Source organism: Promicromonospora sp. NPDC057488, from assembly GCF_042802395.1.
Lineage (GTDB): Bacteria > Actinomycetota > Actinomycetes > Actinomycetales > Cellulomonadaceae > Promicromonospora.
The window spans coordinates 1-25,183 of the sequence record NZ_JBHVEG010000068.1; the positions used below are offsets into that span (position 1 = coordinate 1).

The following is a 25,183-nucleotide window of genomic DNA, read 5'->3' on the forward strand; positions in this document are numbered from 1 at the left end:
GGCGGCCCCCGCAGCCGTGCTGCCCGCGCCCCTGGTCCGCTGACCACCGGGGGCCCCGGGCGACGGCGCCCGGGGCACCGGCCCCGACCGAGACACGACAAGACCAGCACCACCCTCGACGAAGAGGAGACGACATGCCGACCCATGGGCTGTCCCGCCGCGCGTTCATCGCGGTCGCGGGGATCAGCGTGGCGGGCGCGCTCGCGGCCTGCTCCGGCGCCCCGACCGGGACCAAGCACCTGCGCCTGTCCTCGTGGAACATCCCGCTCGACCTGGAGTCCTACCAGGCGATCGCCGACGAGTTCGTGGCCGACCACCCCGGCACCAGCGTCGCGGTCGAGGTGACCACCGGGCAGTTCCACCAGTGGTTCATCACGCGGCTCGCGGCCGACCTCGCGCCCGACATCATCCGCATCACGCCCCAGCAGATCGGCCGCTACGCCGCGAACGGCAGCCTGGTGGACCTCACGGGCGCCGTGCCCGCCGACTACCAGGACGACTGGTCGGAACCGTTCTGGGCGATCGGCGCAAAGGAAAACGGCCTGTTCGGCGTCTTCCAGCACACCGACAACTTCATCACCTACTACCACCGGGGCGTGCTGGACCAGATCGGCGTCACGGCCCCGACCTCGCTCGACGAGGCGTGGCACTGGGACGAGTTCCTCGAGATCGCCCGCGAGGCCCGCCAGGTGACCGGCGGCTACGGGTTCGGCTACGGCTGGAGCGGCCCGGAGACGGCGTACCGCTGGCTGCCGATCGTCTACCAGAACGGCGGCGCGTTTCTCGGCGACGACGGCGAGACGCCCTCCATGGACAGCCCCGAGGCGATCGAGGCCCTGGACTTCGGCCGCCGCTGGTACGCCGAGGGCCTCGTGTCGCCGGCGAACATGAGCAAGTCCGGCGGCGGCGCCGTGGCCCGCGACCTGTTCCTCACCGGGCAGATCGGGCTGATGCTCGACAACCCGGAGTCGATAGCGGCCCTCGACGAGGGCCTGCCCGACGAGTGGGGCACGGCGCCCATGATCCGCAACACCGGCGAGGCGTCCGACCTGGGCGGCAACGCCCTGGCCGTCACGAGGTCGAGCAAGTACCCGGAGCTGGCCGCCGAGCTCGTCGCGCACATCACCAGCCGCGCCAACGTGATCGAGTTCTGCCGGCGCGGCAACTGGCTGCCCGCCCGGTCCTCGCTCGACGCCGCCGACATCGGCTACGAGCGGCACGCCGACACCATGCAGCAGTTCATCGACCAGGCCGGGACCATCCCGCTGTCGATGGTCCGGGCGGAGTCCGGCCGGTACTTCAGCTCGCTCAACTCGGTGTTCGCCGACTACCTCGACCTGTGCCTGCTCGGCGAGCTCACCCCGGCGCAGGCAGGCGCCCAGATGACGGAGGCGATGCGCAGTGTCACCACACGTTGAGGCCCCGCCCCGGCGGCGCGCCCGCTGGGCGCCGTACGTCTTCGCCGGGCCCGCCGCCCTGCTCTTCCTGGCGTTCTCGCTGCTGCCCATCGTCATCGCCGTGGCCCTGTCCTTCCAGGACACGGCCACGCTCGGCGACGGCGAGTGGGTCGGCGCCGCGAACTACCAGACGATGCTGGGCGACCCCCTGCTGCGCACCGCGCTGTGGAACACGGTGCTCTTCACCGCCGGCACCGTGCCCACCGCGATGGCGGTCGGCCTCGCGCTGGCCGTCGCCCTGAACCGGCCGCTACCCGGGCGCGGCGTGCTGCGCGCCCTGTTCTTCGTGCCGATGGTCGCCGCCGGCGTCGTGGTCGGCGTCATCATGTCCTGGATCTTCAACCCCGACTACGGCGTGGCCAACAACGCGCTGGCCGCCCTCGGCCTGGGCGGTCTGCCGTGGCTGACGTCGCCCCGCACCGCGATGCTCACGCTGATCGTCGTGGTGGTCTGGACCCGGATCGGGTTCTGCATGGTGATCTACCTCGGGGCGCTCCAGTCGATCCCGGCGGAGCTGCGCGAGGCCGCGGCGATCGACGGCGCGAGCGGCTGGCAGCGGTTCCGGCGCCTGACCGTGCCGATGCTGGCGCCGACCACGTCGATCCTGCTCATCCTCAACGTCGTGTTCTCGCTCCAGGCCTTCGACGTCATCTACGTGATGACCGGCGGCGGCCCCGGGTTCTCGACCACCGTGCTCATCCAGTACGTGTTCCGGTCGGCGTTCGCCGACGCCCGCATGGGGTACGCGGCCGCGCTCGGCCTGCTCCTCGTGCTGATCCTGCTGGTGTTCACGCTGCTGCGGCAGCGAGCCACCAAGCGAGCGGAGGAGCTCCTGTGACCCGGACCAGCGCACGACGCACCCGGCGCTGGCTGCTCACCGCGGCCCTGACCGCCGTCGCCGCCCTCGTCGTGTTCCCGCTGTACTGGATGGTGGTCTCGGCCCTGACGCCGGGCGGCCAGTCGCAGAGCAGCGAGTTCTACCTGTGGCCCGACGCGCCGACCACGGACAACTTCACGGAGGTGTTCGCCCAGCAGCCCGTCTGGCAGTGGCTCGGCAACTCGTTCTTCGTGGCGTCCGTGGGCACCGCGCTGTCGGTGTGCGTGTCGCTCGGCGCCGGGTACGCGCTGGCCAAGTACCGGTTCCGCGGCCGCGGGCTGCTGTACGCGGCGTTCCTGGTGACGATCATGATCCCGATCCAGGTCACGCTCGTGCCCGCGTTCCTCGTGACGGCGCGCCTGGGGCTCGTCGACTCGCCGTGGGCAGTGATCCTGCCGACCCTGTTCGACGTCGTCGGCATCTTCATCGCCCGGCAGTTCATGCTCGGCGTGCCCGACGCGCTGATCGAGGCCGCCCGGCTGGACGGCGCCGGGGAGCTGCGCACGTTCTTCCGCGTGGTGCTCCCCACCTGCTGGCCGCTGGTGGGCGTGCTCGTCATCCTCGGGTTCATGAACCGGTGGAACGACTTCCTGTGGCCGCTGGTGGTGCTGCAGGGCAACGAGAGCCTGACCGTGCCCGTGGGGCTGTCCACGCTGACCAACAACCCCGCGTTCACCTCCCCCTGGGGCGCGGTGATGGCGGTCGCGACCGTCGCCGTCGTGCCGCTGCTCGTGGTGTTCCTGGTGTTCCAGCGCACCTTCGTGCAGGGCATCGCGAGCACGGGGATCAAGTAGCCGCCGCCGACGGCCGCGCTCGTAGACTGCACCGGTGACCCCGCGCAGGCAGCAGATCCTGAGCACGGCAGCCGACCTGTTCGCCGCCCGTGGTTTCCACGGCGTCTCCATGGGCGACATCGGCGCGGCCGTCGGCATCTCCGGCCCGGCCCTGTACAAGCACTTCGCCAGCAAGGAGGACATCCTCGGGCAGTGCCTGCTGCACGCCTCCGACCAGCTCCTGGCCGGGGCGCGCGAGCTGCTGCCCGACCCCGCGGTGGCCGACGGCGCGCTCGCCGCGCTGATCGACCGGCACGCCGACTTCGCGCTCGACAACCCCGCGCTCATCGTCATCCAGGAGCGTGAGTGGGGCGCCCTGGGCACGGAGGCCCGTGCCCAGGTGCGCAAGCACCAGCTCGCCTACATCGACGTCTGGACCGACGCGCTGCGCCCCCTGCGCCCCGACCTCGGCGCCACCGAGGCGCGGGCCGCCGTGCAGGCCGCCTTCGGCCTGCTCAACTCCACGCCGCACAGCGCGCGCATCGGGCGCGCCGCCATGCGGGCCCTGCTGACCCGCATGGCGCACGCGGCCCTGCTCGCCCCGGCGGGGCTTGCTCCGGCCGGAGGGCTCGCTCCGGCCGGAGGCGTCACTCCACCGGCAGGCCCAGCCCCCGCGCGATGAGCATGCGCTGCAGCTCGGACGTACCCTCGCCGATCTCCAGCACCTTCGCGTCCCGGTAGAACCGGGCGATCGGCCCGTCCTCCATGACGCCGTAGCCGCCGAAGACCTGCGCCGCGATGCGCGTGGCCGTCACCGCCGACTCCGTGGCGTAGAGCTTGGCGACCGAGGAGGCACGCCGGAACTCGTCGAGCGGGGCGCCGGAGTCCTTCAGCGCCGCGGCCCGGAACGTGAGCGCCCGGCTGGCCTGGAGCATGACCTCGATGTCGGCGATCTGGAACGCCACACCCTGCTTGCGGCCGATCGGCCCGCCGAACGTGGGGCGCACGCCGGCGTGCTCCACGGTGAGGTCGAGCATGGCCTGGATGCAGCCGGTCGCGAGCGCCGCCACGGCCACGCGGCCGGTGTTGAGGCAGAGCATGAGCTGCTTGAAGCCGTTGCCCCGTTCACCCAGCAGGTTCGCCTCGGGCACGCGCACGTTCTCGAAGCGCAGCGGGTGGGTGTCGCAGGCGCGCCAGCTCATCTTGTCGTGCAGGGGCTCGACGACGAACCCCGGGGTGTCGTTGGGGACGATGATCGCGGAGAGTTCCGGGCTGCCGTCCGGCCGGGTGCCGGTGCGCGCCGCGACGGTGCAGAGGCTGGTGATCGGCGTGCCGGAGTTGGTGATGAACTGCTTGGCGCCGTTGATGACCCACTGGCCGTCCGTCAGCTCGGCGGTGGTGGCCATGGCGTTGGCGTCGCTGCCCGCGCCGGGTTCGGTCAGACCGAACGAGCCGAGGGTCCGGCCGGCGATCAGGTCGGGCAGCCAGGTCTCCTTCTGCTCCTCGGTCCCGTAGGCCAGCAGGCTGCCGACGCCGAGGCCGACGCCGGCCCCGAGCGTGATGCCGACGGACTGGTCCACGCGGCCGATCTCCTCGACGGCGATGCTGAGCCCGGTGAGCCCGAGGTCGGACCCTCCGTATTCCTCCGGGGCGGTCAGGCCGAACAGGCCCAGCTCCCCCATCTGGTGCACCACCTCGACGGGCAGGCGACATTCCCTGTCCCATCGGGCGATGTGGGGCGCGATCTCGCGGTCGGCGTAGTCACGTACCGCGTCCCGGAGCTTGGTGTGCTCCGGGTGCTCTGGTGAGGTATGCATGTTGCGCATGTCACAGAGGTTAACCACCATTAACCTCACAGCGCCAGGCCCCACCCGGAGGACTTCTCGATGACCGACCACAACCAGGTCACCTACGACGTCGTAGCGCCGTCGCGAACCGACGCGCCGCCCGTCCCGTACGCCCGCATCACGCTCGACGCGCCCCGGCGGCGCAACGCCCTGTCCCTCGCCCTGCTCGACGAGCTGCGAGCCGCCCTCGACCGCGCCGCGCACGACGACGTACGCGCCGTGGTGCTGGCGGCAAGCGGCCCCGCGTTCTGCTCCGGCGCCGACCTCACCGAGGCCCTCGCCGACGGCATGACCGCCTCGGCGCGCCGCCTCGCCGACGTGCTGCGCGACCTGCTCGCCCTGCCCAAGCCCGTCGTGGCGCGCGTGCACGGGCCGGTGCGGGCCGGCGGCATCGGGCTGGTCGCCGCGTGCGACGTCGCGGTCAGCGCCGACCACATCACCTACGCCTTCACCGAGGCCCGCCTGGCGCTCGCGCCCGCCGTCATCTCGCTCGCGGTGCTGCCGCGCATGTCGCCGCGGGCCGCGCAGCGCACGTTCCTCACCGGGGCGCAGTTCACCGCCGCCGAGGCGGCGCGGTGGGGGCTGGTGACCAGCTCGGTCCCGGCGGCCGACCTCGACGCCGAGGTCGACGCCGTCCTGGCGGGCCTGAGCGCCGCCGACCCGCAGGGGCTGGCCGCGACCAAGGAGCTGCTCAACGCGGACACCCTGGCCCGCTTCGACGCGCACGTGGACGACGTCGTCGACGCCTCCGCGCGGCTGTTCGCCTCCGAGCCCGCGCGAGCCGCGATGGAGAAGCTGCTGGCGCGCTGAGCCGCGGGGCGACGTCGACACGGGAACGGCCGCGGGGCAACTACACGAATCCGGGGTGTGTTGCGCTGCGTAGACAATGTCTACGCAGCGCAACCGACCTCGCATGCGTACACGTTCCGCGGCACCATCCCGGCTCGGCTGCGACGGTGTCGGCCGTGACGGTGTTGGATGGGGGCGTGGCTACCCGGATCTCCCAGCGCAACGCACGCTTCCAGCAGCTGACGACCCTCGTGACGAACCGCAACAAGCGGCACCGCGCGGGCGAGTTCCTCGTGCAGGGCGTGCGGCCGATCACCATGGCCGTCGAGCACGGCTGGGAGGTCCGCGCCCTGCTGTACGACGCCGAGCGCCGGCTCTCGCAGTGGGCCCGGGACCTGCTCGCGGCCCACCCGCACACCGAGCACGTCAAGATGGCACCCGACCTGCTCGCCGAGCTCGCCGAGAAGGAGGACGCCGAGCTGCTTGCCGTGCTCGCGATGCGGCCTGACGACCTGGACCGCATCGACGCCGGGCCCGACTTCCTCGGGGTCGTGTTCGACCGGCCCACCCAGCCGGGCAACATCGGCGCGATCGTGCGGTCGGCCGACGCGTTCGGCGCCCACGGCGTGATCACCACGGGGCACGCCGCCGACGCCTACGACCCCAAGTCGGTGCGGGCCAGCACGGGGTCCTTCTTCGCGACGCCGGTGGTGCGGTCGCCGTCCACGGCGGAGGTCATGGACTGGGTCGCGGCGCGCCGGGCCGCCGGGCTGCCCCTGGTGGTCGTGGCCACGGACGAGCAGGGCGACGCCGACGTCTCCGCGTACGACCTGACCCAGCCCGTGCTGCTCCTGGTCGGCAACGAGACCGCGGGCCTGACCCAGTCGTGGCGCGACGCCGCGGACGTGACGCTGAGCATCCCGATGACGGGGTCGGCGAGCTCGCTCAACGCCGCGAACGCGGCCACGGTGGTCCTCTACGAGGCCCGCCGCCAGCGGCTGGCCCAGTAGCTCAGAGCTCGATCGAGAGCATGCGCGAGCCCGTCGTCTTGGTGTAGCCCAGGCTCGCGTACAGGCCGTGCGCCCCGCTCGGGTTCGCCGTGTCGACGTCGAGCGCGGCGTACTCCATGCCGTCGGCCGCGAAGGCCCGCATGCCCGCCGCGAGCGCCGCGAGCGCGGCCTTGCGGCCCCGGTAGGCGCGGCGCGCGCCGAGGATGTCGGTATACCCGAACGAGTACCCGCGCACGGCGAAGTCCTCGGGGTAGTGGCCGGCCAGCTCGTAGCCCACCACGAGCGGTTCGCCGGCCCGGAGCGCGGCGGCGGTCTCGGGGTCGGTGTCGGGCGAGGCGAGCAGGGCGTCGACGTCGGGGGCGTCGTCGACGACGAGGAAAGACCACTGCGGCGCGAATCCGGCGCGCTCGGACCACTGGTCGCGGTTCTGCGGCTGGCTGCCCCAGTGGTCGCGGAACGCGTCGTTGTGCGCCAGGCGCGCGGCCTCGGCCAGATCCTCGGACCACGGCACCAGGCGCAGGGAGCCGGTCAGCGCGACGTCGGGCACCGGCGGCACGTCGGGCCCGGTCAGCGGCCGCGCGAGGTCGGAGTAGTAGCGGCGCACCGACATTCCGGCCCGCTCGTAGAGGCGCTGCTTGCTCGCCGGGCCGTTGTCCTCGGCGAACACGGCGATGCGGGCGGGCACGTCCTTGCCCGACGCCACGAGCAGCTGCCGGGCGCGGCCGATCGACCAGGCCAGCACCTCGCGGCCGATGCCCTCGCCGCGGCGGTCGGGGTGCACGCCGCCCCAGGTGAAGGCGCGCACCGTGGTGACGTCGCCGGGCGGGCTCACGACGTAGCCCCAGGCCACGAGGGCGCCGTCGGCGTCGAAGCCGAGCAGGGAGTCGCGGGTCATGTCGCGCCAGGTGCCGTCGAAGATCTCCTCGAGCTCCTCGGCGGTCTCGACGTACGGCTCGGCGTCGGCGCGGGCGATGTGGTTGCGCAGCGCGAGCCACACGGGCACGTCCTCGCGCGTGGCGGGGCGCCACGTGAGGCTGCCCGCGGTAGGCACGGTCACGGCCGCCGGGGCGGCGGCGCGCTCGACTATCGGGGCCAGCGTGGCAGGGGCCGGGGTGGTCGGCGCGGGACCGTCGGTCTCGGTGGTCATGGTGCTTCCTTCAGGTTCGGTGTGGTTCAGAGCTCGATGGCGTACAGCGTCGAGCCGTCGCTCTTGGTGTAGCCCAGCCGGGCGTAGAGGGCCGGGGCGCCGGTCGGGTTGTCGGTGTCGACGTCGAGCTCGGCGTGCTGCATGCCCTCGCCGGCGTAGACGCGCATGGCGTGGGTGAGCAGCGCGACGGCGATGCCGCGGCCGCGGTAGGCGCGGCGCACGCCCAGCAGCTCGGTGTAGCCGGCGGTGTAGCCCTGTGTCGCCCAGTCGTGCTCGTACCGCCCGGCCCGGTGCAGACCCACGACGTACGGCGTGCCTGGCGCCACCGTCGTGTCCCCCGGTGCCTCGTGCTCGGAGCCCGGGTAGCGCACGGACTCGTCGACGACGACGAAGGACCAGCCGGGCGCGAACGAGCTGCGGTGCGCCCGCCAGGACTCGGGCGTGCGCGGCTGGCTGCCCCAGTGGTCCCGGAACGCGTCGTTGCGGGCCAGGCGGGTGGCGTCCTCCAGGGCGTCGGACCACGGGACCAGCCGCAGGGGCGGCTCCAGGCCGACCGCGGGGACGCCTGTGCTCAGGTCGCGCAGCAGGTTGGCGTAGTAGCGCACGGGCTCGAACCCGCCGGCGCGCAGCAGGTCACGGCGTTCGGGCGGGTCCGTGTCCAGGAGGTCCACGGCGATCCGTGCAGGCAGCCCGGCCAGCCGCGGGTCGCCGTCCGCGGCCGCGAGCGCCTGCCGGGCGCGGCCGGTGGCCCAGGCGAGGAGCTGGGTGCCGATGCCCTCGCCGCGCCGGTCGGGGTGGACACCGCCGACCAGGTTGGCCCGCAGCAGGTCGACGCCGTCGGTCGGGAAGCGCTCGACCCAGGCGTAGGCCAGCAGCGCGCCGTCGGCGTCCAGCCCGACGAGGGTGTCGGCGTCGGCGTCGAACACCGGGGCGTCGAAGCTCTCGGCAATCTCCTCGGCGGGCGTGAACCAGTCGCGGCCGTCGGCCTCCTGGACGGCGCGCATGAGCGCCGTCAGCGCGGGCACGTCGGCGCGTGTCCAGGGACGCCAGGTGAGGCCGCCCGCGGTCGGGTGGGGCAGGACGGGCGGCGCAGCCGCGCGGTCGCCGATGGTCGCGCGTACGGGTGGGGACATGCCGTCACGCTAAGCGACGGGAGTGCCGTGGGCCACGGGATTTCCGGTCCCGATGCGGGTGAGAACGCGGGCTGCGCGGGCAGGACGCGCGCTACGCGCTCGCGGACGCCAGCAGCGCCAGCTTGTCGGCGTCGTCGGACCCGGTGTCGGGGTGGTAGACGACGAGCATCAGGTGCTCGGCGCCGCCGATGCCGAGCCGCTCCCGGTTGACGGTCAGCTCGCCCACCTGCGGGTGGTCGATCCGCAGCGGGGTGCCACGCTGCCCGCGCACCTCGTGGCGGGCCCAGAGCTCGCGGAACCGCGCGCTGGCGGAGAGCTGCCCGACGAGCTCGACGAACCGCGGGTCGTCGACGTCGGTGCCCGCCGACTGTCGCAGGCTGGCCACGAAGCACTCGGTGACGTTCTGCCAGTCCGGGTACAGGGCCTGGACGGCCGGGTCCAGGAACAGGTCGCGGAGCTGGTTGCCGCCCACGTCCAGGCGCGGGTCGACGGCGCGGGCCAGGGCGTTGGAGGCCACGATGTCGAAGTACCGGCCCTCGATGAACGCCGGCTGCACCAGGGAGTCCAGGAGCTTGCGCGCGCCGTCGGGCACGGGCTCCTCCCCCGGCCGGTGCCCGCGCTGCCGGACGCGCTGCCCGGGCGCGTCGGCGACGAGCGTGCGCAGGTGGGCGAGGTGGGTGTCGTCGAGGTGGAGCACGCGCGCCAGGGACTCCAGCACCTGCACGGACGGGTTCCGGTCACGGCCGCGCTCCAGCCGCAGGTAGTAGTCGGCGCTGATGCCGGCGAGCATCGCGACCTCCTCGCGCCGCAGCCCGGGCACGCGCCGTCGGCCCGCCTCGGGCAGGCCCGCCTGCCGGGGCGTGACCAGCTCGCGCCGCGCCCGCAGGTACGCTCCCAGCGGGTTGGTCCGCTCGCGGAGAGGGGGTCCTGCCACACCCTGGTCTCGCCCGGGTCCTGGCTGGTCGGTGTCGCCGCTCATAGCGTTCCTAACGGCCCGACCGGGCCGCCTATTTCTGGAGGAACGCATGACCGTCACGCTGATCACCGGGGCCAACAAGGGCATCGGCTTCGAGACCGCCCGGCTGCTGCTGGCCCGGGGCCACGACGTCTGGCTCGGCGCCCGGGACGCCGGGCGCGGCGAGAAGGCCGCCGCGGAGCTCGGCGCGCGGTTCGTCCAGCTCGACGTGACCGACGACGCCTCGGTCGCGGCCGCGCTGGCCACGATCGACGCGGAGGCGGGCCGGCTCGACGTCCTGGTGCACAACGCGGGCGTCCTGGACACCACGCTGGACGGCCCCACCGCGCTGCGGTCGTTCGACACCAACGCGGTGGGCATCGTGCGCGTCACCGAGGCGGCGCTCCCCCTGCTGCGCAGGTCGGAGAGCCCCAACGTGGTCACGGTGTCCAGCAGCCTCGGGTCGTTCTGGGCCGTGACCAACCCCGAGCGGCCGGAGCACGGCCTGCCGATCGCCCTGTACGCGGCGTCCAAGGCGGCGGCCACGATGCTGACCGTGCAGTACGCGAAGGCGCACCCCGGCATCCGGTTCAACGCCCTGGAGCCCGGTACGGCCGCCACGGACATGACGGCGTCGTTCGGCATCGGCCGGTCACCCGAGCAGAGCGCCGCCGTCGTCGCGCGGCTGGCGACGCTCGGGCCGGACGGTCCGACCGGCACCCTCCAGGACGAGTACGGGATGCTGCGGTTCTGACCCCAGGGCGAGCCGGCGGGCCGGGTCTCCCCGGCCCGCCGTCCGGCCTCAGGCCTCAGACGAGGTCCGCGAGCTCCTTCTCGAACCGCGTGCGCAGCGCCGCCTTCTCGGCGGGCGGCAGCCAGGCCGCCTCGACGCCGGCCAGCGCCATCGCGCGCAGCCGCTCGTCCGGGACCGCGAGGTCGTCGGCGAGGATGCGGTACTCCCCCGCCAGCGTGGTGGGGAACATGCCCGGGTCGTCGGACGCCGGGATCACGTTCAGCCCCGCGTCCAGCATCGCGGCGATGGAGGCCCGCCGCCACGGCCGCCACGAGCGGCGCGACGTCGTCGAGATGACCGTGAACGGCACCTGCTCGTCGCGCACCCGCGCCACGACGTCGTCGTCCTGCAGGACGAAGTAGCCGTGGTCGATGCGGTCGCAGCCGAGCACGTCCAGGCAGGTGATCGTGTTGACCGCGACCGGGGCGTGCTCGGACGAGTGCGCCGTGCGGCCCAGGCCCGCCTCGCCGGCGAGCCGGTAGGCCGCCGCGAAGCGCTCGGGCGGGCCCGCCGTCTCCAGGTTGTCCAGGCCGATGCCCGCGACGTACTCGTGCGGGTGGTCGACGACGGTGCGCACGCGCTCCAGCGCGTCCTCGCCGGAGCCGGACCGGTCGATCGCCGCGATGAGCCGGCCCGACATGCCGAAGTCGCGCTCCGCCATCCGGATGCCCTCGGCGTACGCCTCGACGGAGCCGAGGTAGCCCAGGGCGGCCAGGTGCTCGGGCACGGCGTCGAAGGACACCTCGAGGTGGCGCGTCGCGCTCGTGCGGTGCGCCGCCTCGAACGCCTCGTACGTGATGCGGGTCAGGTCGTCGGCGTCGCGCAGCACCTGGGTCACCCAGCGGGAGGCCTGGAACAGCGAGTAGGAGACCTCGGGCTCGTCGGCGCTGCGGCCCTGCGGCACGGGGACGCGCGTGTCGCGGTACAGGTCCGGGTCCGGCGGCAGGGAGTTGATGTCGGCGAAGATGCGCTCGGGCTCGGCCGGCAGGTCGAGGCCCTCGCGCCGGGCCAGCTCCGCGAAGGTGCTGGCCCGGACCGTGCCGATGAGGTGGCAGTGCAGGTCGACCTTGGGCATGCGGTCGAGCGCGGTGCCGGTCTCAGTGTTCGTGTCAGTGCTCGTCATGGTGTCGGGCCCGGTCAGCCGGCCGTCACCTCACGGGCGAACCGGTCCACCCACTCGCCGCGCGTGGGCACCAGCTCCGCCGGGTCGAGCGTCGTGTAGCCGGCGGCGACCGGGTCGGCCGCGATGTCGCCGACCACGGCCGAGATGGAGTCCGGCACGGTCGCGTCCGGGTTGACCGGCAGGTCGCCCACGAGCTCGGCGGACTTCGTCTGCGCCTCGGCCGAGAGCAGGTAGTCGATGAACTGGTGCGCGCCGTCGACGTTGGGGGCGCCCGCGGGGATCATGGCGCGGTTGGTGGCCATGTACCGGCCGGTGGCCGGCGGCGTCCACGCGAACGGCTCGCCCGAGGCGACCAGGTCGGTCGCGAAGCCGCTCAGGGAGTCGGCGGCGACGATCTCACCCTGGGTGAGCAGGTTCGTCACCTCGGTGGACGACGAGTAGAACTGCAGGATCCCGGGGGCCCAGCCGCCGAGGGTGTCCAGCGCGGTGTCGATGTCGTACGGCCCGTCGCCGTAGGTCTCGCCCACGCCCGAGATCATGAGCTGGCCGGCCGTCACCGAGATGTCGGGCAGCGCGAGGCTCCCGGACTGCGCGGCGTCGCCGTACAGGTCCCAGTCGGCGGCCTCCTCGGTCGTCAGGGCCTCGGTCGAGTAGATGGTCCCGTTGAGCTGGTAGCTGTAGGCGGGTCCGGCGTAGGAGTCCTCCAGCGCGAAGTCGGCGATCTCGTCCAGGGCCGGCACCTTGGCGGCGTCGACCTGCTGGAACAGGTCGGTCTCCTGGCCAAGCGCCGCGTAGTAGTCGGAGAGCAGCATGACGTCGATGCCGGAGCTGTCGCCCGCCACCTGGAGCTGCGAGAGCCGGTCGGCGTTCGAGCCGGTCTCCACCTCGACCTTGATCCCGGTCTCGGCGGTGAACGGGTCGATCACGGCCTCCTGGAACTCCTCGACGCCGAACGGGAACGTGGACACGACGATGGTGTCCTCGGCCGCGGCGTCGTCCCCGGCGGAGCAGCCGGCGGCGAGCAGGGCGGTGGCCGCGAGGCCGGCGACGACGGCCGCGGAGCGGCGGGCGGTCGGGGCCGCGAGGCGGCGGGCGGGCACGGCGTGGGTCATGAGATTCCTTCGGTTGCGGGTTCGGCGGTCAGCGGGGCCAGCCGCGCCGTGGGCGCGAGCAGGCGGACGCGGTCGCCGGCGGTCGGGGCGGGTCCGGCCCCGGCAGCGGTGTGGTCGGCGCGGTGGTCGGCGACGAGGCGCACGGTGGCGCCGGCCGGGTCGGTGGCCTCGCAGGTCACGAGCACGTCGACGCCGCGGTAGGCGACGTCGCGCACGACGGCGTCCAGCACGACGGCGCCGTCGGCCTGCCCGTCCAGCGGGGCGTCCGCGGCCAGGACGCGCAGGTGCTCGGGGCGGACGGCGGCCTGCCGGCCGTCGGCGAGGGTCAGGAAGTTCTCGTAGCCGAGGAACTCGGCGACGAACCGGTCGGCCGGCGCGGGGAAGACGTCGCGGGGCGCGCCGGTCTGCACGACCTTGCCGGCGCGCATCAGCACCATCTCGTCGGACATCTCCAGGGCCTCGTCCTGGTCGTGCGTGACCAGGACGACCGTGAGCCCGGTCTCCGCCTGGATGCGGCGGATCTCGGCGCGCATCTGCACGCGCAGCCGCGCGTCCAGGTTGGACAGCGGCTCGTCCAGAAGCAGCAGGCGCGGACGGATGGCGACGGCGCGGGCCAGCGCGACGCGCTGCTGCTGGCCGCCCGAGAGCTGCTTGGGCTTGCGGTCGCCCAGGTGCCCCAGGCCCACGAGCTCCAGCGCCTCGGCCGCCCGGCGGCGCCGCTCGGGCGCCGGCACCTTGCGCATGGCCAGGCCGTACGCCACGTTGTCGGCGACCGTGAGGTGCGGGAACAGCGCGTAGGACTGGAACACCATGCCCAGGTCGCGCTTCTCCGGCGGCGTGCGGGTCGCGTCCTGACCGTCGATCAGGATGCGGCCCGACGTCGGCGTCGCGTACCCGGCGAGCATGCGCAGCGTGGTGGTCTTGCCGCAGCCGCTGGGGCCGAGCAGCGTGGTCAGGCGGCCGCGCGGGATGCGCAGGTCGATCGAGTCGACGGCGGTGAAGCTGCCGAACCGCTGGGAGACGCCGACGAGCTCGGCGGCGGGGGTGGTCATCGGTTGATCCCTCCGAAGATCTTGGCGAAGCCGACCGTGCGCTCGGCGATCACGGCGACGACGACCGTCGCGGCGAGCACGAGCGTGGAGGCGGCGGCCACCATCGGGTCGTAGCTCTGCTGGACGTAGTCGAGCATCGTGACGGGCAGCGTCCGGAAGTCGCGGGTCTGCAGCAGCAGCGACAGCGGCACGTTGTTGAACGAGGTGACGAAGCCGAGCAGCCCCGCCGAGATGAGGCCCGGCCGCAGCATCGGCAGGGTGACGGTGACGAAGGCCCTGATCGGCGAGGCGCCCAGGCCGCGGGCCGCCTCCTCCAGCGCCGGGTCGGCCAGCGCGAGCGAGGCCCCGGTGACGCGGACGGCGTACGGCAGCAGCAGGGCGGTGTGGCCCAGCAGCAGGGTGGTGAAGTTGTCCAGGTGCAGGCCGATCATGAGCTGCTGGTACAGCGCGAGACCCACGACCAGCTCCGGCACCACGAGCGGCGACAGGAACAGGCCCTCCAGCAGCCCCTTGCCGGGCAGCTTGCCCCGGTGGATCGCCAGCGTGACCGGCACACCCAGCACCAAGGCCAGCGCGGTGGCGAGCACCGCGAGCTCCAGGCTGGAGACGACGGCCTCCATGAACGGCGAGTAGGCCAGCGCCTCGCCGAACCAGCGCAGGGACAGGCCCTCGGGCGGGAAGCGCAGCGTGCTCCCGGCCGTGAACGCCGTGGCCACGACGAACAGGATGGGCACGATCATGATCACGTAGCCCGCGACGGCGAGCGTGCCGGCCACGGGGTGGCGCAGCTTCAGGGTCCGGCTCACGAGGTGGCCCCCTTCCGGCCCACCAGCGCCGAGATCCCGGAGACCAGGAAGACCAGCACCGTCATGACGATCGCGGTGGCCGACGCCGCGGCCCAGTCCACGGTGACGCTCGCGAAGGAGAAGAGCTGGGTCGACAGCATGCGCTGGCTGGACCCGCCCAGCAGGTACGGCGTCGTGTAGGCGGTCACGGAGCCCGCGAAGACGAGCGTGGCGGCGACCACGATGCCCGGCAGCGACAGCGGCACCAGGATGGTCCAGAAGGAGCGGGTGCGGCTGGCGCCCAGGCCCCGGGCCGCCTCGTCGAGGCCGGGATCGACCTGCGCGACGGCGGAGTAGCACGTGATGACCGCCAGCGGCAGGAAGAGCTGGACCAGGCCGAGCACGATCGCCAGCTCGGTGTACAGGAGCTGGGGCGCCTTCTCGACGATGCCCAGTCCGGTCAGGAGCTGGCCGATGACGCCGTTCGAGCCGAGCACCACGAGCCAGCCGAAGGTGCGCACCACGTTGCTCAGCAGCAGCGGGAAGATCGCCAGCGCGAGCAGCACGCCCGCCCACCGGGACTGCGACCGGGCCAGCAGCGACGCGATCGGGAACCCGAGCACCACGCACAGCGCCGTGACGATCAGGCCGATGCGCACGGTGCGCCAGATGATCCCGAGGTCGTACGGGTCGGTCAGCATCGCGCCCATGCGCTCGATCACCTGGGCGAACGTCACGCCGGGCGGGGCGAAGAGCATCGCGACCGCCGGCAGCAGGAACCCGACGAGCAGGAACGCCAGCCCCGGCAGGAGCAGCAGAAGTGTGGAACGTGCTCGCACGAGCCGTCTTTCGTTGATGGAACCGGTTCCATCGGACCCTAAGGCATGACCGACCCCTCTCCTGCAATCCAGCGTTAACTTCCTGTTACGGCGCGGGTCAGAGTGGGCGGAATCGGTTGCATCGTCCGTCTAGAGTGTCCCCACCGACAAAGGAGGTACGGTGCCTGATCTGTCCGACGTCGCCGCGGTGGCCGGCGTCTCCAAGGCGACCGCGTCGCGCGCGCTGAACGGGAGCGGCCTGGTGGCCCCCGAGACCGCAGTGCGCGTCACGGCGGCGGCCGCGCGGCTCGGCTACGTGCCCAACCGGGCGGCGCGCGAGCTCGCCCGCGGACGCACCGGCATCATCGCGATCGTGGTCCCCACGCTGGACAACACGTTCTTCACGCCGATCATCGCCGGGGCCCAGGCGCGTGCCGAGGAGGCGGGGCTCCAGCTCACCGTGGCCGTGCACGCCCTGGACTCGGCGAGCGCCGTGGAGCGGCTCGCCCGCCAGGTGGACGGTTTCCTGGTGGTCGCGCCGCGCGGCAGCGACACGCTGGTGGCGGGCGCGGGCGCGGCCAAGCCCGCCGTGCTGGTCGACCGCGAGATCGACGGCATGACGTCGGTCGTGGCCGACACCGCGTCCGCCTTCGGCACCCTGACCTCCCGGCTCGCCGCCGAGGGGCACGAGCGCATCGTCTACGTGGGCGGGCCCGAGGGGTCGTGGCAGGACCGGCAGCGCACCGCCGCCGTGCGGGACGCCGCTCGCGAGGCCGGGGCGGAGCTGACCGTGCTCGGCCCCCGTCCGGCGACGTTCGTCGCGGGGGTCGAGGTGACGCCCGCCGTCGTCGAGACGGGTGCGACCGCCGTCGTCCCCTATGCGACGTCGATCGGGCTGGGCCTGCTGCTCGCTCTGGGCACGCGCGGCGTCGAGGTGCCGCGCGACCTGGTGGTGAGCACGGAGCCCACCGTCATCGAGGCGCTCGGCCTGGAGCACACCCCCGCGATCGACGTGGACGGCGAGGAGCTGGGCCGCACCGCGATGGACCTGCTGGCGCGGCAGCTCGACGGGCAGGACGAGCCCGGCCGCCAGGTGCGGCTGCCGGTGCCGGTGCGGGGCTGAGCCCGGGCGTCACTGCCGGGACGGCGTGGTCTCGCCGAGGCGCTCGAAGAGCCCGGAGGTGAGGTCGGTGCCACACGAACACGTCGCCGGCCGGGTGCCGCACGATCTGCCTCCAGGGCAATGGCGCTCCCGGGAAAACGTATGCGCGACAGGTCAGCTGCGCTGAGTAGACAATGTCTACTCACAGCAACCGACTTCGATCGCGTGACTGCATTCCGCCGCTCGACGCTTTGCCCCCCGCCCAGCGGCGTTCCCAGGGAAACGCGTGCGCCGACAGGCCGGTTGCCCTCGGTAGACATTGTCCACTCGCCGCAACCTACCTCAGCGGCATGACGTCTCCCTCGCGTCCGGCGCCGGGGGACATGGGACTACGTCTGCCGGTTGACCGGGCGAGGGCGCCTGGCCTCGAGCGGGTGGCTCGGGAGTTCCTTCTCCGCCTCAAGATGAAATGTGACCGCCATCCAGACCGGAGCGGCGGGAATGAGGATCACGCAGAGAATGTCCAGCACCCACAGCGCCACGTTCGTGGGAGGCGTCTGAATAATCGACAACACCGCGAAGGTCAGGAACGTTGCCGGGGCCGCATAATCGAACATCGCACCGAATGGCAGGAACTTTGGCTTGAAAGCAAGGCTTGCGCTGAACCGCTCCCACCCAGGCGACTCTGTCTGTTCGCCAAGCTGTTGGAGCCTCGGCCAGACGTGCTTGCGGATGTACATGCCGATGAACTGAATCCAGTACCAGTTCACTGCGGTCAACAAGCTCATGCACATCGCGGCGACAGGAATGAAGGTCGCTGCGGTCGAGCTGCCGAACGTAAAAAATGCGCCGAGCGCGGTCACGCCGATGCCGACGCTTGCGGTCTGGCCCGACACCCGCGCGACGATCTCCGAGCGAAGTGCATTGAACTCGGCGAGCGTGACGTCGAGGGCAGCGCGCACACGTTTGTCCACGCGAGTCATGAGCAGCCGAGACCGCAAAGAGAAGGCAGTGGCCGCCGATTGCGTGCAGAGCCGGCTGTCGTGACGAAGTTCGAGCGCGACCTGTACCGCTCTCATGGTTGCCGGCCGGCGGCTCGGCTAGGTTCCCAGCATGACCCTTGACACGAACACCGTGCTGTTCCTGCCTGGGCTCGGCTCTCGTCCTGATCCATGGGACGAGCAGCTCAGCGCGCTGCCCGACGGGTTCGCCGGTCTGGCCCCGGAGATCCCCGGCCTCGACCAGGCGGGAACGCCCGGTGGATTCACGTTCGTCGGTGCGGCACGCGCGCTGTGTGACCTGCTCGATCAGCAAGGGGTCGAGCGGGCGCACCTCTGCGGGCTGTCGCTCGGTGGGATGGTAGCCACGCAGTTCACGCTCGACTTCCCGGAGCGTGTGGCCTCACTCGTGCTGTCCGGCAGTCAGGCCCGCCCCCATCCGGTCCTGATGCGGATCGCACGGCGGGGCGTTCGCCTGCTGCCGGAGCGGGCGGCAAGGAGCAGGTGGATGACCAAGGCGATGTGGCTCGGCGCGCTCCAGGTGATCTCGGAGGTGAACTTCCGCGGGCGTCTGGCCAGCATCCATGCGCCGACCCTCGTCCTGTGCGGCAGCCGCGACCTCGTTAATCTGCCGGCGGCGCGAGAGCTTGCCGCGACCATACCGAATGCCAAGCTCCGGATCGTTCCCCGCGTCGGCCACCCGTGGAACCATCAGCAGCCCGAGCTCTTCTCCCGGACGATCGCGGAGTTCTACGCCGGTCTCCCCAGCGAGGGCAGCCATCACGGGTAGATGGGGTCTCGCAGACGTGAGGGAGCCTGCCGCGGGCGAGACGTCCGTTGTTCTCAGTCGCTGGTCATCACCCGGCGAACGACCGTGATGAGGTGATCGAAGCTCGTGTACCGGCCCGGGTTCGCCTGAAGCAGCCACAGGTACGTGTCCGCTTCCGCGTCGGTGACCGTCCGGGCGCGGATCGCGTCGTCCAGGGTGTCACGCAGCTGCTCGTCGTAGCCGGGCAGCGACAGGGTGCTGGGCATCCTGGTCCTGTCGGCCTGCGTGATGCACTCGTCCATGGGGGTTCCTTTCGGGGGGCGTGCCGTACCAGTGAAGCCCGTGACCTTGGGACAGGGTCAACTCCGGCCCACCATGAGCACGCACCGGCCGCAGGGCCTCGGCGCCGTCGTCGGAATAATTTAAGATGGCACTGCGATGCTATGTATAGCCGGTTGAAAGGACCCTCATGGCGTGGAGCACGCGAGAACTGGCCGAGCTGGCCGGCACGACGGTCAAGTCGGTGCGGCTGTACCACCAGCGCGGCCTGCTCGAAGAACCCGAGCGGAGCCCCAACGGCTACAAGCAGTACGAGGTCCGGCACCTGGTCAGCCTGCTGCGGATCCGCCGGCTCACGGAGCTCGGCGTCCCGCTCGCGGACATCGACACCGTCCGCGCCGGCGACGTCGACGCGTCGGCGGCGCTCCGCGAGATCGACGCCGAGCTCGCGGCGAGCATCGAGCGCCAGGTGGAGGCCCGGTCGGTCATCGCGGCGATCCTGGACAACGGTGGTTCGCCCGACGTCCCGCGTGGCTTCGAGACCGTCGCGTCCAGGCTGTCCTCGGCCGACAGCGCGCTCCTCCACGTCTACACCCAGCTCTACAGCCGGGACGCCCTGACCGACGTGCGGCGCATGATCGAGGAGGCACCGACCGGCGGCGGCGTCGAGTTCGACGCGCTGCCAGCCGACGCGGACGAGGACACCCGGCAGCGGGTCGTGGAGCAGCTCACCCCGGACATCGCGCGCCAGCTGCGGCGCTACCCCTGGCTGACCGAACCGGGAGCGCACCTGTCGAAGAGCGAGCAGGTCACCCGGGAGATGTTCGCCGAAGCCGTCGTCGAGCTGTACAACCCGGCGCAGATCGACGTCCTGCGGCGAGCCAGCCTCGCCGCACGCGCGGAGCTGGACCGGGAGCCCGACGCCGCCCCACCGGACTGACGGGCGCCCCGGGCGGGATCAGCGGAAGTCCGCGGCGTGGTCGACCGCCCACTGCTCGAAGGTGCGACCGGTCGCACCGGTGATCGCCTCGAAGTCCGGCGTGGGCGCCTCGGGACGGTCGACGGTGCTCGCCCAGGCCGTCAGCACTCCGTCGGCCGTCGCCTCGTCCCATCCGCCCGACACCAGCGCCTCACGAACCTCCCGTGCGGGGAGCTCGTCCCAGGTCACCGTCCTCCCGACGGCGTTCCCGATGGCGCTCGCCTGCTCCTGCTGCGTCAGCACCGAGGGGCCGGTGATCTCCGGTGCGAGCCCCACCAGCCGGTCGGTGAGCAGCGCGATCTCGGCGACCTCGGCGAGGTCGGCCTCGTGCACCAGCGCCCGGCCGCCGTCCCCGTAGACCCAGCTGACCGTCGACTGCTCCCGCACCTGCTGCGCCCAGCCGAGGGTGTTCGCCGCCATCCCTCCGGACCGCAGGAGCGTCCACTCGACGTCGGAGGCGCGGATCGCCTGCTCGATGTCGGTGTGGAACTGGAGGATCGGGTCGGGGGCCGGGGCGCCGTCGTCGCGGACCCCGATCGCCGAGAGGTAGACGATGCGCTGGACGTGGGCCGTGATCAGGTCGACGACCGCGCGCGCCGGCTCTCCGCCGCCCAGCGGCCAGACCAGGAAGACGCGATCGATGTCGCGCAGCGCGGCTCGTACGGAGTCGAGGTCCGTCAGGTCCCCGCGCACCCGCTCGACGCCGTCGGGCAGGTCGGCGGAGCCCGGGGTGCGGACCATCGCCCGGACCATCACGTCCTCCCCGCCGGCGGCCAGGCGCCGGACGACCGCACCCCCGACGTTCCCCGTCGCGCCGACGACCAAGATCCTTGCCGTTCTCGTAGTCATGCCGGGATCGTGCAACTTCGACCCGAGTCGAAGTCAACGCGCCGGTCACTCGATAGGCTCGTCCAGTGACCGAACGCCGCGAGCAGCAGCCGGAGATGAGCGTGGGCGAGCTCTCCAGGCGCGCCGGCGTCAAGGCCTCGACCGTGCGCTTCTGGGATGAGCACGGCCTGCTCAGGAGCCGGCGCACACCGGGGAACCAGCGACGTTTCGACGACGTCTCCCTGGCTCAGGTGCGGTTCATCCGGTGGTCGCAGGACGTCGGCGCCTCACTGGATGCGATCCGGGACGTTCTGCACAAGCTGCCGGCAGGGGTGGCCCCAGGCCGCGAAGTGCAGGAGCGAGCAGCGCGTTGCTGGCGGGAGCACCTGGACCAGGAGTCCCGTGAGCTGCGGGCCCGGTACCAGCGGTTGTCGCAGCCATGGGTGCCGGCCGCCTCGGCGGAGGCCTAGCCACCACCGTCCCGGACGTCACACCGAGAAGCACTTCGCTTCCGGGTCAAATGCGTCTGATGGACATGAGCGCTAGAGGCCACACGTAGTTTGGGCGCGCCCCGATCATCCGGCTCTTGACGAGCTTGCCCGGTTCTGGGCCTTCGCCCTTCGCCAGGCGGCCTGTAGGAAGTTGGCAATCGCCTTCGGCGCTCCAGTGCCCCGAGTAGCACACGTTTGCGCCCGCGGATCAAGCCGTTTCGTGGGCTTCGTGGGCATTGGCGTCAGACCACTGCAACTCGTCTTGTGCGACGAGAGCCGTTAGGTCGGCATTGCTGCCGGTCAAGAGATCCACAACCTCGAGCTCTGCTTCGCGATATCGAAGCCACCCTCGCGTCCCCGGTCTGACATTGCGGAGCCGCACGTGTTCTGGCTTCGTCACGACGCACGCCGCGCAGGCCCTGATCGCAGTCGCCGGATCGATCCTTGGTGCATCGTTGAGCAGGGCATCGATGACGTTCTTCCGCTCGTGAACGTGTTCGTGCTCAAGTTGCCGAGCGGCCTCCTTGAGACCGAGATCTTGCTGCAGGTCCAGGGCTGACCGGGTGCGGTATCGGAGTTTGAACTTTCGACTCGGCGTCCGATCTTCAGTCCAGTACCAGATCGCCTTGTTGACCAAGAACCGGCGCAGATCGGTTGGGAGATCGGGATCCCCTCGCGCAATCTGCACGAGGCGGGTGGCTGCCGCGAGAGTTTCGGTGCGGCGCTTGGTGTCTTCGATCCATACGAGTTGCTTTCCCATGAACTCCTCCGTGGGCTGAGGACCAGCCTCGCAGAGGCTTTCGGGTCGCACCTCTCGGCCCAGGACCAGGTGACTACCTGGGGGCCGGGACGCCGCCAGGGTCCTGGTTCGGGGAAAGGCGTCGCCCACCTCGGCTGCGGCGGGCTCGCCCCGGGCGAGACGGCCGCAGCGGAACCCACTACTCTTCCTACCCTTGTGCGGCCCCGTCATTGTCCGGGCCAGTTGCCGTGAAGGGTGCGGGGAGCCGGCGACGTCTCGCTTCGGGCGAGGCCCAGGGGCAGCCCGAACCATCACCGTCCGAATGTCGCCTCAGCATCCTCGCCTTTTCAGCGACGTGGTGAGCGTGGGGTGTCACGTTAGGCCGGCGAAGAATCGCCGGGCGGCAGTGCAGTGCTGGGTGCGGATGAACTGATCGGCTCAGTTTGTGGCTGGATTGGATGCTCAGGCCTGGTTTGCTATGCGGATGAGTTTGCGGTTGAGGAACTCGCCGATGCCGAGCTCGGACAGCTCGCGGCCGAAGCCGGAGTTCTTCACGCCGCCAAAGGGCAGCCGGGGTGAATCGGCGAAGCAGGAGTTGATGTAGACCATCCCGGACTCGATCTGTGCGGCGACGGCCTTGGCGTGCTCGACGTCGGCGTCGAAGACGTACCCGCCGAGGCCGTACTTCGTGTCGTTGGCCAGGCGGATCGCGTTCTCCTCGGTGTCGACGACGTAGAACGAGAGCACAGGGCCGAATGCCTCCTGCTGGTACAGCGGGTTGTCCGGAGCGATGTCGGTGACGATCGTCGGCTCGAGGAAAAAACCTGGCCGGTCGACCCGGTGGCCGCCGTGCACGATGGTCGCGCCGCCCGCCTGCGCCGCCTCGATCTGCGTGAGCAGGCCCTGTAGCGCGCGCTCGCTGACCACGGGGCCGAGCTGGGTGGCCTCGTCGGCCGGATCACCCACCACGATCGCCGCGAAGCGCTCCTTCAGGGCGGCCAACATCTGTCGTCCCCTTTCCTGGCCGACGACGATGACGCGCTTGATGTTCACGCAGCCCTGGCCGGAGTTGTAGGTACGGCCCATCACGACCTGGTCGACGGCGTGGTCGAGCGGCGCGCCCTCCAGGATCAGGGCCGGGTCGCTGCCACCGAGCTCGAGCACCACCTTCTTGAGGTTCGCACCGGCCCGCGCGCCGACCGACGTCCCGGCACGCTCACTCCCGGTCAGGGTCACGCCGCGCACCCGGAAGTCGTCGATCAGGGTCGCCACCTGCTCGACGCTGCAGAAGAGATTCGTGTAGGCACCCCGGGGAGCGCCGGCCTCCTCGAAGAGCCGCGCGAGAGCGAGCGCGCTCTGGGGCACGTTCTCGGCGTGCTTGATCATGACGACGTTGCCGGCGACGAGCTGCGGCGCGGCGACCCGGGCCACCTGGTAGTAGGGGAAGTTCCAGGGCTCGATCGCCAGGACGACGCCGATGGGCTCCGCGACCAGCGACGCCCCCGGCTCGTCCGGGAGTGCCTGCTCGGCGAGCAGGCGTTCCCCGTGTGCGGCGTAGTACTCGAGGATGTCGGCGACCAGGTCGATCTCGAAATCGCTGAACCCTTGGACCTTGCCCATCTCGAGGACCGGCAGGGCCGCGTACTCGTCGTGCCGCTCGCGGAGAATCTTGGCGGCGCGGCCCACGATCTCCGCGCGCTCGGAGACCGGCCGCAGGCGCCAGTCCTCGCGGTAGGTCCGGTCCGCGACGGACAGCGCCTCGAAGATCTCCGCGTCCGTCTGCAGCGGAAACTCGCGCACGAGCTCTCCGGTGGTCGGGTTGATGGTGCTGAAGCTCATGGCTCCTCCTTGGTGCGGTGGGACTCGGCGAGGTGGACGGTCATGCCCGGCCGGGGAACGCGTACCTCTTCCCGGCCAGCACCGCGGCGGCCGCGGCCAGGAGGAGAGCGAGTGCGACCCAGGTGATGGACGCGGTGCCCAGTGCCGCGATCAGGAGCCCGCCGACGAGCGCGCCGAACGCGATCGAGGCGGAGAAGACGGTGATCGTGATGGCCTGCGCGACGTCGGCTGCCGGGCCGGTGGCCCGGATCGCGGCGCCGACGAACAGGCTCGGGGAACTGCCGAACGCGAAGCCCCAGGCCGCCGCGGCTGCGTAGACGAGGACCGGTGCGCCCGACAGCAGCGCGAGAGCGAGAATGCTGGCCGCCAGGACGAAGGTGCTGGCGATGGTCAGGATCCGCAGGTGCCGGTCGATGTACGCCCCGACGACGACGACGCTGAGGATCGAGGTAGCGCCGAAGGCGAAGAGCACCCAGCCGATCTGCTCGGCCATCCCGATGCCGTCGAGGTAGTCCGTGACGTAGGTGTAGACGATGTTGTGCGCCACCATGAAGGTGGCCAGCGCGAACAGGATCAGCCGCAGCCCCGGGACTCGGAGCGTCGCCCTCAGCTGGAGGCGCTCACCGCTGGTCCTGCCCGGGATACCGGGGAGGGTCGCCTGGACCCAGACGATGTTCGCGAGCGTGAGCGCCGTCGAGACGTAGAACGCGAGCTCCCAGCCTCCGAGGTGTCCCAGTGCCGTGCCCAGCGGGATGCCGAGGGCGAGCGAGACCGGTGTCCCGGCGAGCGCGATCGCGACCGCGCGGCCCTGGCGTCCCTCGGGCGCGAGCGCTGCCGCGTATCCGCCGAGCAGCGGCCAGATCATGGCGGTCCCGAGGCCCGCGACGAACCGTATGACCATGGTCAGCGCGTAGCTGTCGGAGAGGGCCGTGAGCGTGTTGGTGACCGCGACGACGAGAAGCGCGACCTGCAGGACGCGCTTGCGGGGCCAGGTAGCGGTGAGGCGGGCGAGCGGGATGGCGCCGACCGCGGTCGCCAGGGCGTAGATGGTGACCGTCTGACCCGTGAGCGCGACGCTCGTGTCGAGTGCACGGCTCATCTCGGGGAGCAGCCCCGCGGGCAGCGCCTCGGTCAGGATGCCGACGAAGCCGCTGAGGAACAGGCCGAAGAGAGCCATGCCGGGAAGCCGGTCGGGTGCCGAACGGCCTTCGCCTGCGGTAGGTCTGGGGGTGGATGTCGTGAGACTGGTCATGGTCGTTCCCTGAGGTCGTCGCTGATTCGTTCTCAGTGTGTGATCGCGGAAGCCCGCCACCCAGAGCCCTGTTCTACGTACGTTCGCGGTGCCTACTCCTGGCAGGGTCAGGCTGCGCCGGTCGCGCGGTCCCCGGACGGCGAGGACGAGCTTCCCCGTGACCCGCCCCGTCTCCACGCCCGCGTGCGCCTGTGCGGCGTCGGCCGTTGGGTAGACCTTCTACGCGGGATCGAGGA

General features: G+C 71.7%; 26 protein-coding genes. 11 read left to right on the plus strand and 15 right to left on the minus strand.

What is annotated here, in order from left to right:
• Positions 1 to 134 precede the first annotated feature (134 nt).
• From ACFU5G_RS15385 to ACFU5G_RS15400, 4 genes are read left to right on the plus strand one after another with little or no spacing between them, the layout of a single operon-like run.
• Complete coding sequence (locus ACFU5G_RS15385; protein WP_377246099.1) at positions 135 to 1,418, plus strand: ABC transporter substrate-binding protein; 1,284 nt, start codon at positions 135 to 137, stop codon at positions 1,416 to 1,418.
• Positions 1,402 to 2,295: a carbohydrate ABC transporter permease gene (locus tag ACFU5G_RS15390; RefSeq protein ID WP_377246101.1), complete on the plus strand. Its 894-nt coding sequence runs from the start codon at positions 1,402 to 1,404 to the stop codon at positions 2,293 to 2,295. The genes ACFU5G_RS15385 and ACFU5G_RS15390 overlap by 17 nt, the downstream gene beginning before the upstream one ends.
• On the plus strand, positions 2,292 to 3,128 hold the full coding sequence (locus ACFU5G_RS15395; RefSeq protein WP_036964336.1) for a carbohydrate ABC transporter permease: 837 nt from the start codon (positions 2,292 to 2,294) through the stop codon (positions 3,126 to 3,128). Before ACFU5G_RS15390 ends, ACFU5G_RS15395 begins: the two co-directional genes overlap by 4 nt.
• Before the next feature lie 34 nt (positions 3,129 to 3,162).
• Positions 3,163 to 3,789: a TetR/AcrR family transcriptional regulator gene (locus ACFU5G_RS15400; RefSeq protein WP_377246104.1), complete on the plus strand. Its 627-nt coding sequence runs from the start codon at positions 3,163 to 3,165 to the stop codon at positions 3,787 to 3,789.
• Here the strand turns inward: ACFU5G_RS15400 and ACFU5G_RS15405 are convergent.
• A complete protein-coding gene (locus ACFU5G_RS15405; protein WP_377246107.1) occupies positions 3,755 to 4,933 on the minus strand; it encodes an acyl-CoA dehydrogenase family protein in 1,179 nt (392 codons plus the stop codon). The genes ACFU5G_RS15400 and ACFU5G_RS15405 overlap by 35 nt on opposite strands.
• 60 nt (positions 4,934 to 4,993) lie before the next feature.
• On the opposite strand from ACFU5G_RS15405, the gene ACFU5G_RS15410 reads away from it, so the two are divergent.
• Positions 4,994 to 5,764, plus strand: coding sequence for an enoyl-CoA hydratase-related protein (locus tag ACFU5G_RS15410; protein WP_377246110.1), 771 nt, complete (start codon positions 4,994 to 4,996; stop codon positions 5,762 to 5,764).
• A gap of 176 nt (positions 5,765 to 5,940) precedes the next feature.
• Entirely contained in the window at positions 5,941 to 6,753 is an 813-nt protein-coding gene (locus ACFU5G_RS15415; protein WP_377246113.1) for a TrmH family RNA methyltransferase, read from the plus strand.
• A 1-nt stretch (position 6,754) separates the two neighbouring features.
• On the opposite strand, the gene ACFU5G_RS15420 is transcribed toward ACFU5G_RS15415, so the two are convergent.
• The 3 genes from ACFU5G_RS15420 to ACFU5G_RS15430 form a co-directional block, all read right to left on the minus strand.
• On the minus strand, positions 6,755 to 7,900 hold the full coding sequence (locus ACFU5G_RS15420; protein ID WP_377246116.1) for a GNAT family N-acetyltransferase: 1,146 nt from the start codon (positions 7,898 to 7,900) through the stop codon (positions 6,755 to 6,757).
• A 26-nt stretch (positions 7,901 to 7,926) separates the two neighbouring features.
• On the minus strand, positions 7,927 to 9,033 hold the full coding sequence (locus ACFU5G_RS15425) for a GNAT family N-acetyltransferase (RefSeq protein ID WP_377246119.1): 1,107 nt from the start codon (positions 9,031 to 9,033) through the stop codon (positions 7,927 to 7,929).
• Positions 9,034 to 9,124: 91 nt separating this feature from the next.
• A complete protein-coding gene (locus tag ACFU5G_RS15430) occupies positions 9,125 to 9,967 on the minus strand; it encodes a helix-turn-helix domain-containing protein (protein ID WP_377246122.1) in 843 nt (280 codons plus the stop codon).
• A gap of 91 nt (positions 9,968 to 10,058) precedes the next feature.
• Here ACFU5G_RS15430 and ACFU5G_RS15435 point away from each other — a divergent pair, with 91 nt between their 5' ends.
• The gene (locus ACFU5G_RS15435) at positions 10,059 to 10,742 is read left to right on the plus strand and encodes an SDR family NAD(P)-dependent oxidoreductase (RefSeq protein WP_377246125.1); all 684 of its coding nucleotides are present in this window, start codon (positions 10,059 to 10,061) and stop codon (positions 10,740 to 10,742) included.
• 55 nt (positions 10,743 to 10,797) lie between these two features.
• Here ACFU5G_RS15435 and ACFU5G_RS15440 read toward each other — a convergent pair whose 3' ends face one another.
• Genes ACFU5G_RS15440 through ACFU5G_RS15460 form a run of 5 tightly spaced genes read right to left on the minus strand, consistent with a single transcriptional unit; the run spans position 10,798 to position 15,692 of the window.
• Positions 10,798 to 11,904: an adenosine deaminase gene (locus ACFU5G_RS15440; protein WP_377246128.1), complete on the minus strand. Its 1,107-nt coding sequence runs from the start codon at positions 11,902 to 11,904 to the stop codon at positions 10,798 to 10,800.
• A gap of 14 nt (positions 11,905 to 11,918) precedes the next feature.
• A complete protein-coding gene (locus tag ACFU5G_RS15445) occupies positions 11,919 to 13,016 on the minus strand; it encodes an extracellular solute-binding protein (protein ID WP_377246131.1) in 1,098 nt (365 codons plus the stop codon).
• Complete coding sequence (locus ACFU5G_RS15450; protein WP_377246134.1) at positions 13,013 to 14,068, minus strand: ABC transporter ATP-binding protein; 1,056 nt, start codon at positions 14,066 to 14,068, stop codon at positions 13,013 to 13,015. Before ACFU5G_RS15450 ends, ACFU5G_RS15445 begins: the two co-directional genes overlap by 4 nt.
• Positions 14,065 to 14,874 (minus strand): ABC transporter permease, encoded by an 810-nt coding sequence (locus tag ACFU5G_RS15455; protein WP_377246136.1) that lies wholly within the window; start codon positions 14,872 to 14,874, stop codon positions 14,065 to 14,067. The genes ACFU5G_RS15450 and ACFU5G_RS15455 overlap by 4 nt, the downstream gene beginning before the upstream one ends.
• Entirely contained in the window at positions 14,871 to 15,692 is an 822-nt protein-coding gene (locus tag ACFU5G_RS15460) for an ABC transporter permease (protein ID WP_377246139.1), read from the minus strand. The genes ACFU5G_RS15455 and ACFU5G_RS15460 overlap by 4 nt, the downstream gene beginning before the upstream one ends.
• A gap of 160 nt (positions 15,693 to 15,852) precedes the next feature.
• Between ACFU5G_RS15460 and ACFU5G_RS15465 the strand changes: the two genes are divergently transcribed.
• On the plus strand, positions 15,853 to 16,794 hold the full coding sequence (locus tag ACFU5G_RS15465) for a LacI family DNA-binding transcriptional regulator (protein WP_377246142.1): 942 nt from the start codon (positions 15,853 to 15,855) through the stop codon (positions 16,792 to 16,794).
• A gap of 368 nt (positions 16,795 to 17,162) precedes the next feature.
• On the opposite strand, the gene ACFU5G_RS15470 is transcribed toward ACFU5G_RS15465, so the two are convergent.
• A complete protein-coding gene (locus ACFU5G_RS15470; protein WP_377246145.1) occupies positions 17,163 to 17,735 on the minus strand; it encodes a hypothetical protein in 573 nt (190 codons plus the stop codon).
• A 151-nt stretch (positions 17,736 to 17,886) separates the two neighbouring features.
• Here ACFU5G_RS15470 and ACFU5G_RS15475 point away from each other — a divergent pair, with 151 nt between their 5' ends.
• Entirely contained in the window at positions 17,887 to 18,561 is a 675-nt protein-coding gene (locus ACFU5G_RS15475) for an alpha/beta fold hydrolase (protein ID WP_377246148.1), read from the plus strand.
• Positions 18,562 to 18,614: 53 nt separating this feature from the next.
• Here ACFU5G_RS15475 and ACFU5G_RS15480 read toward each other — a convergent pair whose 3' ends face one another.
• Positions 18,615 to 18,842: a hypothetical protein gene (locus ACFU5G_RS15480; protein WP_377246151.1), complete on the minus strand. Its 228-nt coding sequence runs from the start codon at positions 18,840 to 18,842 to the stop codon at positions 18,615 to 18,617.
• 167 nt (positions 18,843 to 19,009) lie between these two features.
• On the opposite strand from ACFU5G_RS15480, the gene ACFU5G_RS15485 reads away from it, so the two are divergent.
• Positions 19,010 to 19,759: a MerR family transcriptional regulator gene (locus ACFU5G_RS15485; RefSeq protein WP_377246154.1), complete on the plus strand. Its 750-nt coding sequence runs from the start codon at positions 19,010 to 19,012 to the stop codon at positions 19,757 to 19,759.
• 18 nt (positions 19,760 to 19,777) lie between these two features.
• Here the strand turns inward: ACFU5G_RS15485 and ACFU5G_RS15490 are convergent, their stop codons facing one another.
• Complete coding sequence (locus ACFU5G_RS15490) at positions 19,778 to 20,647, minus strand: SDR family oxidoreductase (protein ID WP_377246157.1); 870 nt, start codon at positions 20,645 to 20,647, stop codon at positions 19,778 to 19,780.
• Between the two features lie 65 nt (positions 20,648 to 20,712).
• On the opposite strand from ACFU5G_RS15490, the gene ACFU5G_RS15495 reads away from it, so the two are divergent.
• Positions 20,713 to 21,096, plus strand: coding sequence for a MerR family transcriptional regulator (locus tag ACFU5G_RS15495; protein ID WP_377246160.1), 384 nt, complete (start codon positions 20,713 to 20,715; stop codon positions 21,094 to 21,096).
• A gap of 229 nt (positions 21,097 to 21,325) precedes the next feature.
• On the opposite strand, the gene ACFU5G_RS15500 is transcribed toward ACFU5G_RS15495, so the two are convergent.
• The 3 genes from ACFU5G_RS15500 to ACFU5G_RS15510 form a co-directional block, all read right to left on the minus strand.
• The gene (locus tag ACFU5G_RS15500; protein WP_377246163.1) at positions 21,326 to 21,877 is read right to left on the minus strand and encodes a hypothetical protein; all 552 of its coding nucleotides are present in this window, start codon (positions 21,875 to 21,877) and stop codon (positions 21,326 to 21,328) included.
• 441 nt (positions 21,878 to 22,318) lie between these two features.
• Positions 22,319 to 23,695 (minus strand): aldehyde dehydrogenase family protein, encoded by a 1,377-nt coding sequence (locus tag ACFU5G_RS15505; protein ID WP_377246166.1) that lies wholly within the window; start codon positions 23,693 to 23,695, stop codon positions 22,319 to 22,321.
• Positions 23,696 to 23,735: 40 nt separating this feature from the next.
• Positions 23,736 to 24,872: an MFS transporter gene (locus ACFU5G_RS15510; protein ID WP_377246169.1), complete on the minus strand. Its 1,137-nt coding sequence runs from the start codon at positions 24,870 to 24,872 to the stop codon at positions 23,736 to 23,738.
• Positions 24,873 to 25,183 lie beyond the last annotated feature (311 nt).

What these genes read in the sequence shown, in the direction of transcription:
- ACFU5G_RS15505 (WP_377246166.1), bottom strand. Translation starts at nt 23,695, where the DNA reads ATGAGCTTCAGCACCATCAACCCGACCACCGGAGAGCTCGTGCGCGAG.
- ACFU5G_RS15410 (WP_377246110.1), top strand. Translation starts at nt 4,994, where the DNA reads ATGACCGACCACAACCAGGTCACCTACGACGTCGTAGCGCCGTCGCGA.
- ACFU5G_RS15385 (WP_377246099.1), top strand. Translation starts at nt 135, where the DNA reads ATGCCGACCCATGGGCTGTCCCGCCGCGCGTTCATCGCGGTCGCGGGG.
- ACFU5G_RS15425 (WP_377246119.1), bottom strand. Translation starts at nt 9,033, where the DNA reads ATGTCCCCACCCGTACGCGCGACCATCGGCGACCGCGCGGCTGCGCCG.
- ACFU5G_RS15445 (WP_377246131.1), bottom strand. Translation starts at nt 13,016, where the DNA reads ATGACCCACGCCGTGCCCGCCCGCCGCCTCGCGGCCCCGACCGCCCGC.
- ACFU5G_RS15480 (WP_377246151.1), bottom strand. Translation starts at nt 18,842, where the DNA reads ATGGACGAGTGCATCACGCAGGCCGACAGGACCAGGATGCCCAGCACC.
- ACFU5G_RS15510 (WP_377246169.1), bottom strand. Translation starts at nt 24,872, where the DNA reads ATGGCTCTCTTCGGCCTGTTCCTCAGCGGCTTCGTCGGCATCCTGACC.
- ACFU5G_RS15420 (WP_377246116.1), bottom strand. Translation starts at nt 7,900, where the DNA reads ATGACCACCGAGACCGACGGTCCCGCGCCGACCACCCCGGCCCCTGCC.
- ACFU5G_RS15405 (WP_377246107.1), bottom strand. Translation starts at nt 4,933, where the DNA reads ATGCGCAACATGCATACCTCACCAGAGCACCCGGAGCACACCAAGCTC.
- ACFU5G_RS15475 (WP_377246148.1), top strand. Translation starts at nt 17,887, where the DNA reads ATGACCCTTGACACGAACACCGTGCTGTTCCTGCCTGGGCTCGGCTCT.
- ACFU5G_RS15440 (WP_377246128.1), bottom strand. Translation starts at nt 11,904, where the DNA reads ATGACGAGCACTGACACGAACACTGAGACCGGCACCGCGCTCGACCGC.
- ACFU5G_RS15500 (WP_377246163.1), bottom strand. Translation starts at nt 21,877, where the DNA reads ATGGGAAAGCAACTCGTATGGATCGAAGACACCAAGCGCCGCACCGAA.
- ACFU5G_RS15490 (WP_377246157.1), bottom strand. Translation starts at nt 20,647, where the DNA reads ATGACTACGAGAACGGCAAGGATCTTGGTCGTCGGCGCGACGGGGAAC.
- ACFU5G_RS15485 (WP_377246154.1), top strand. Translation starts at nt 19,010, where the DNA reads ATGGCGTGGAGCACGCGAGAACTGGCCGAGCTGGCCGGCACGACGGTC.
- ACFU5G_RS15435 (WP_377246125.1), top strand. Translation starts at nt 10,059, where the DNA reads ATGACCGTCACGCTGATCACCGGGGCCAACAAGGGCATCGGCTTCGAG.
- ACFU5G_RS15450 (WP_377246134.1), bottom strand. Translation starts at nt 14,068, where the DNA reads ATGACCACCCCCGCCGCCGAGCTCGTCGGCGTCTCCCAGCGGTTCGGC.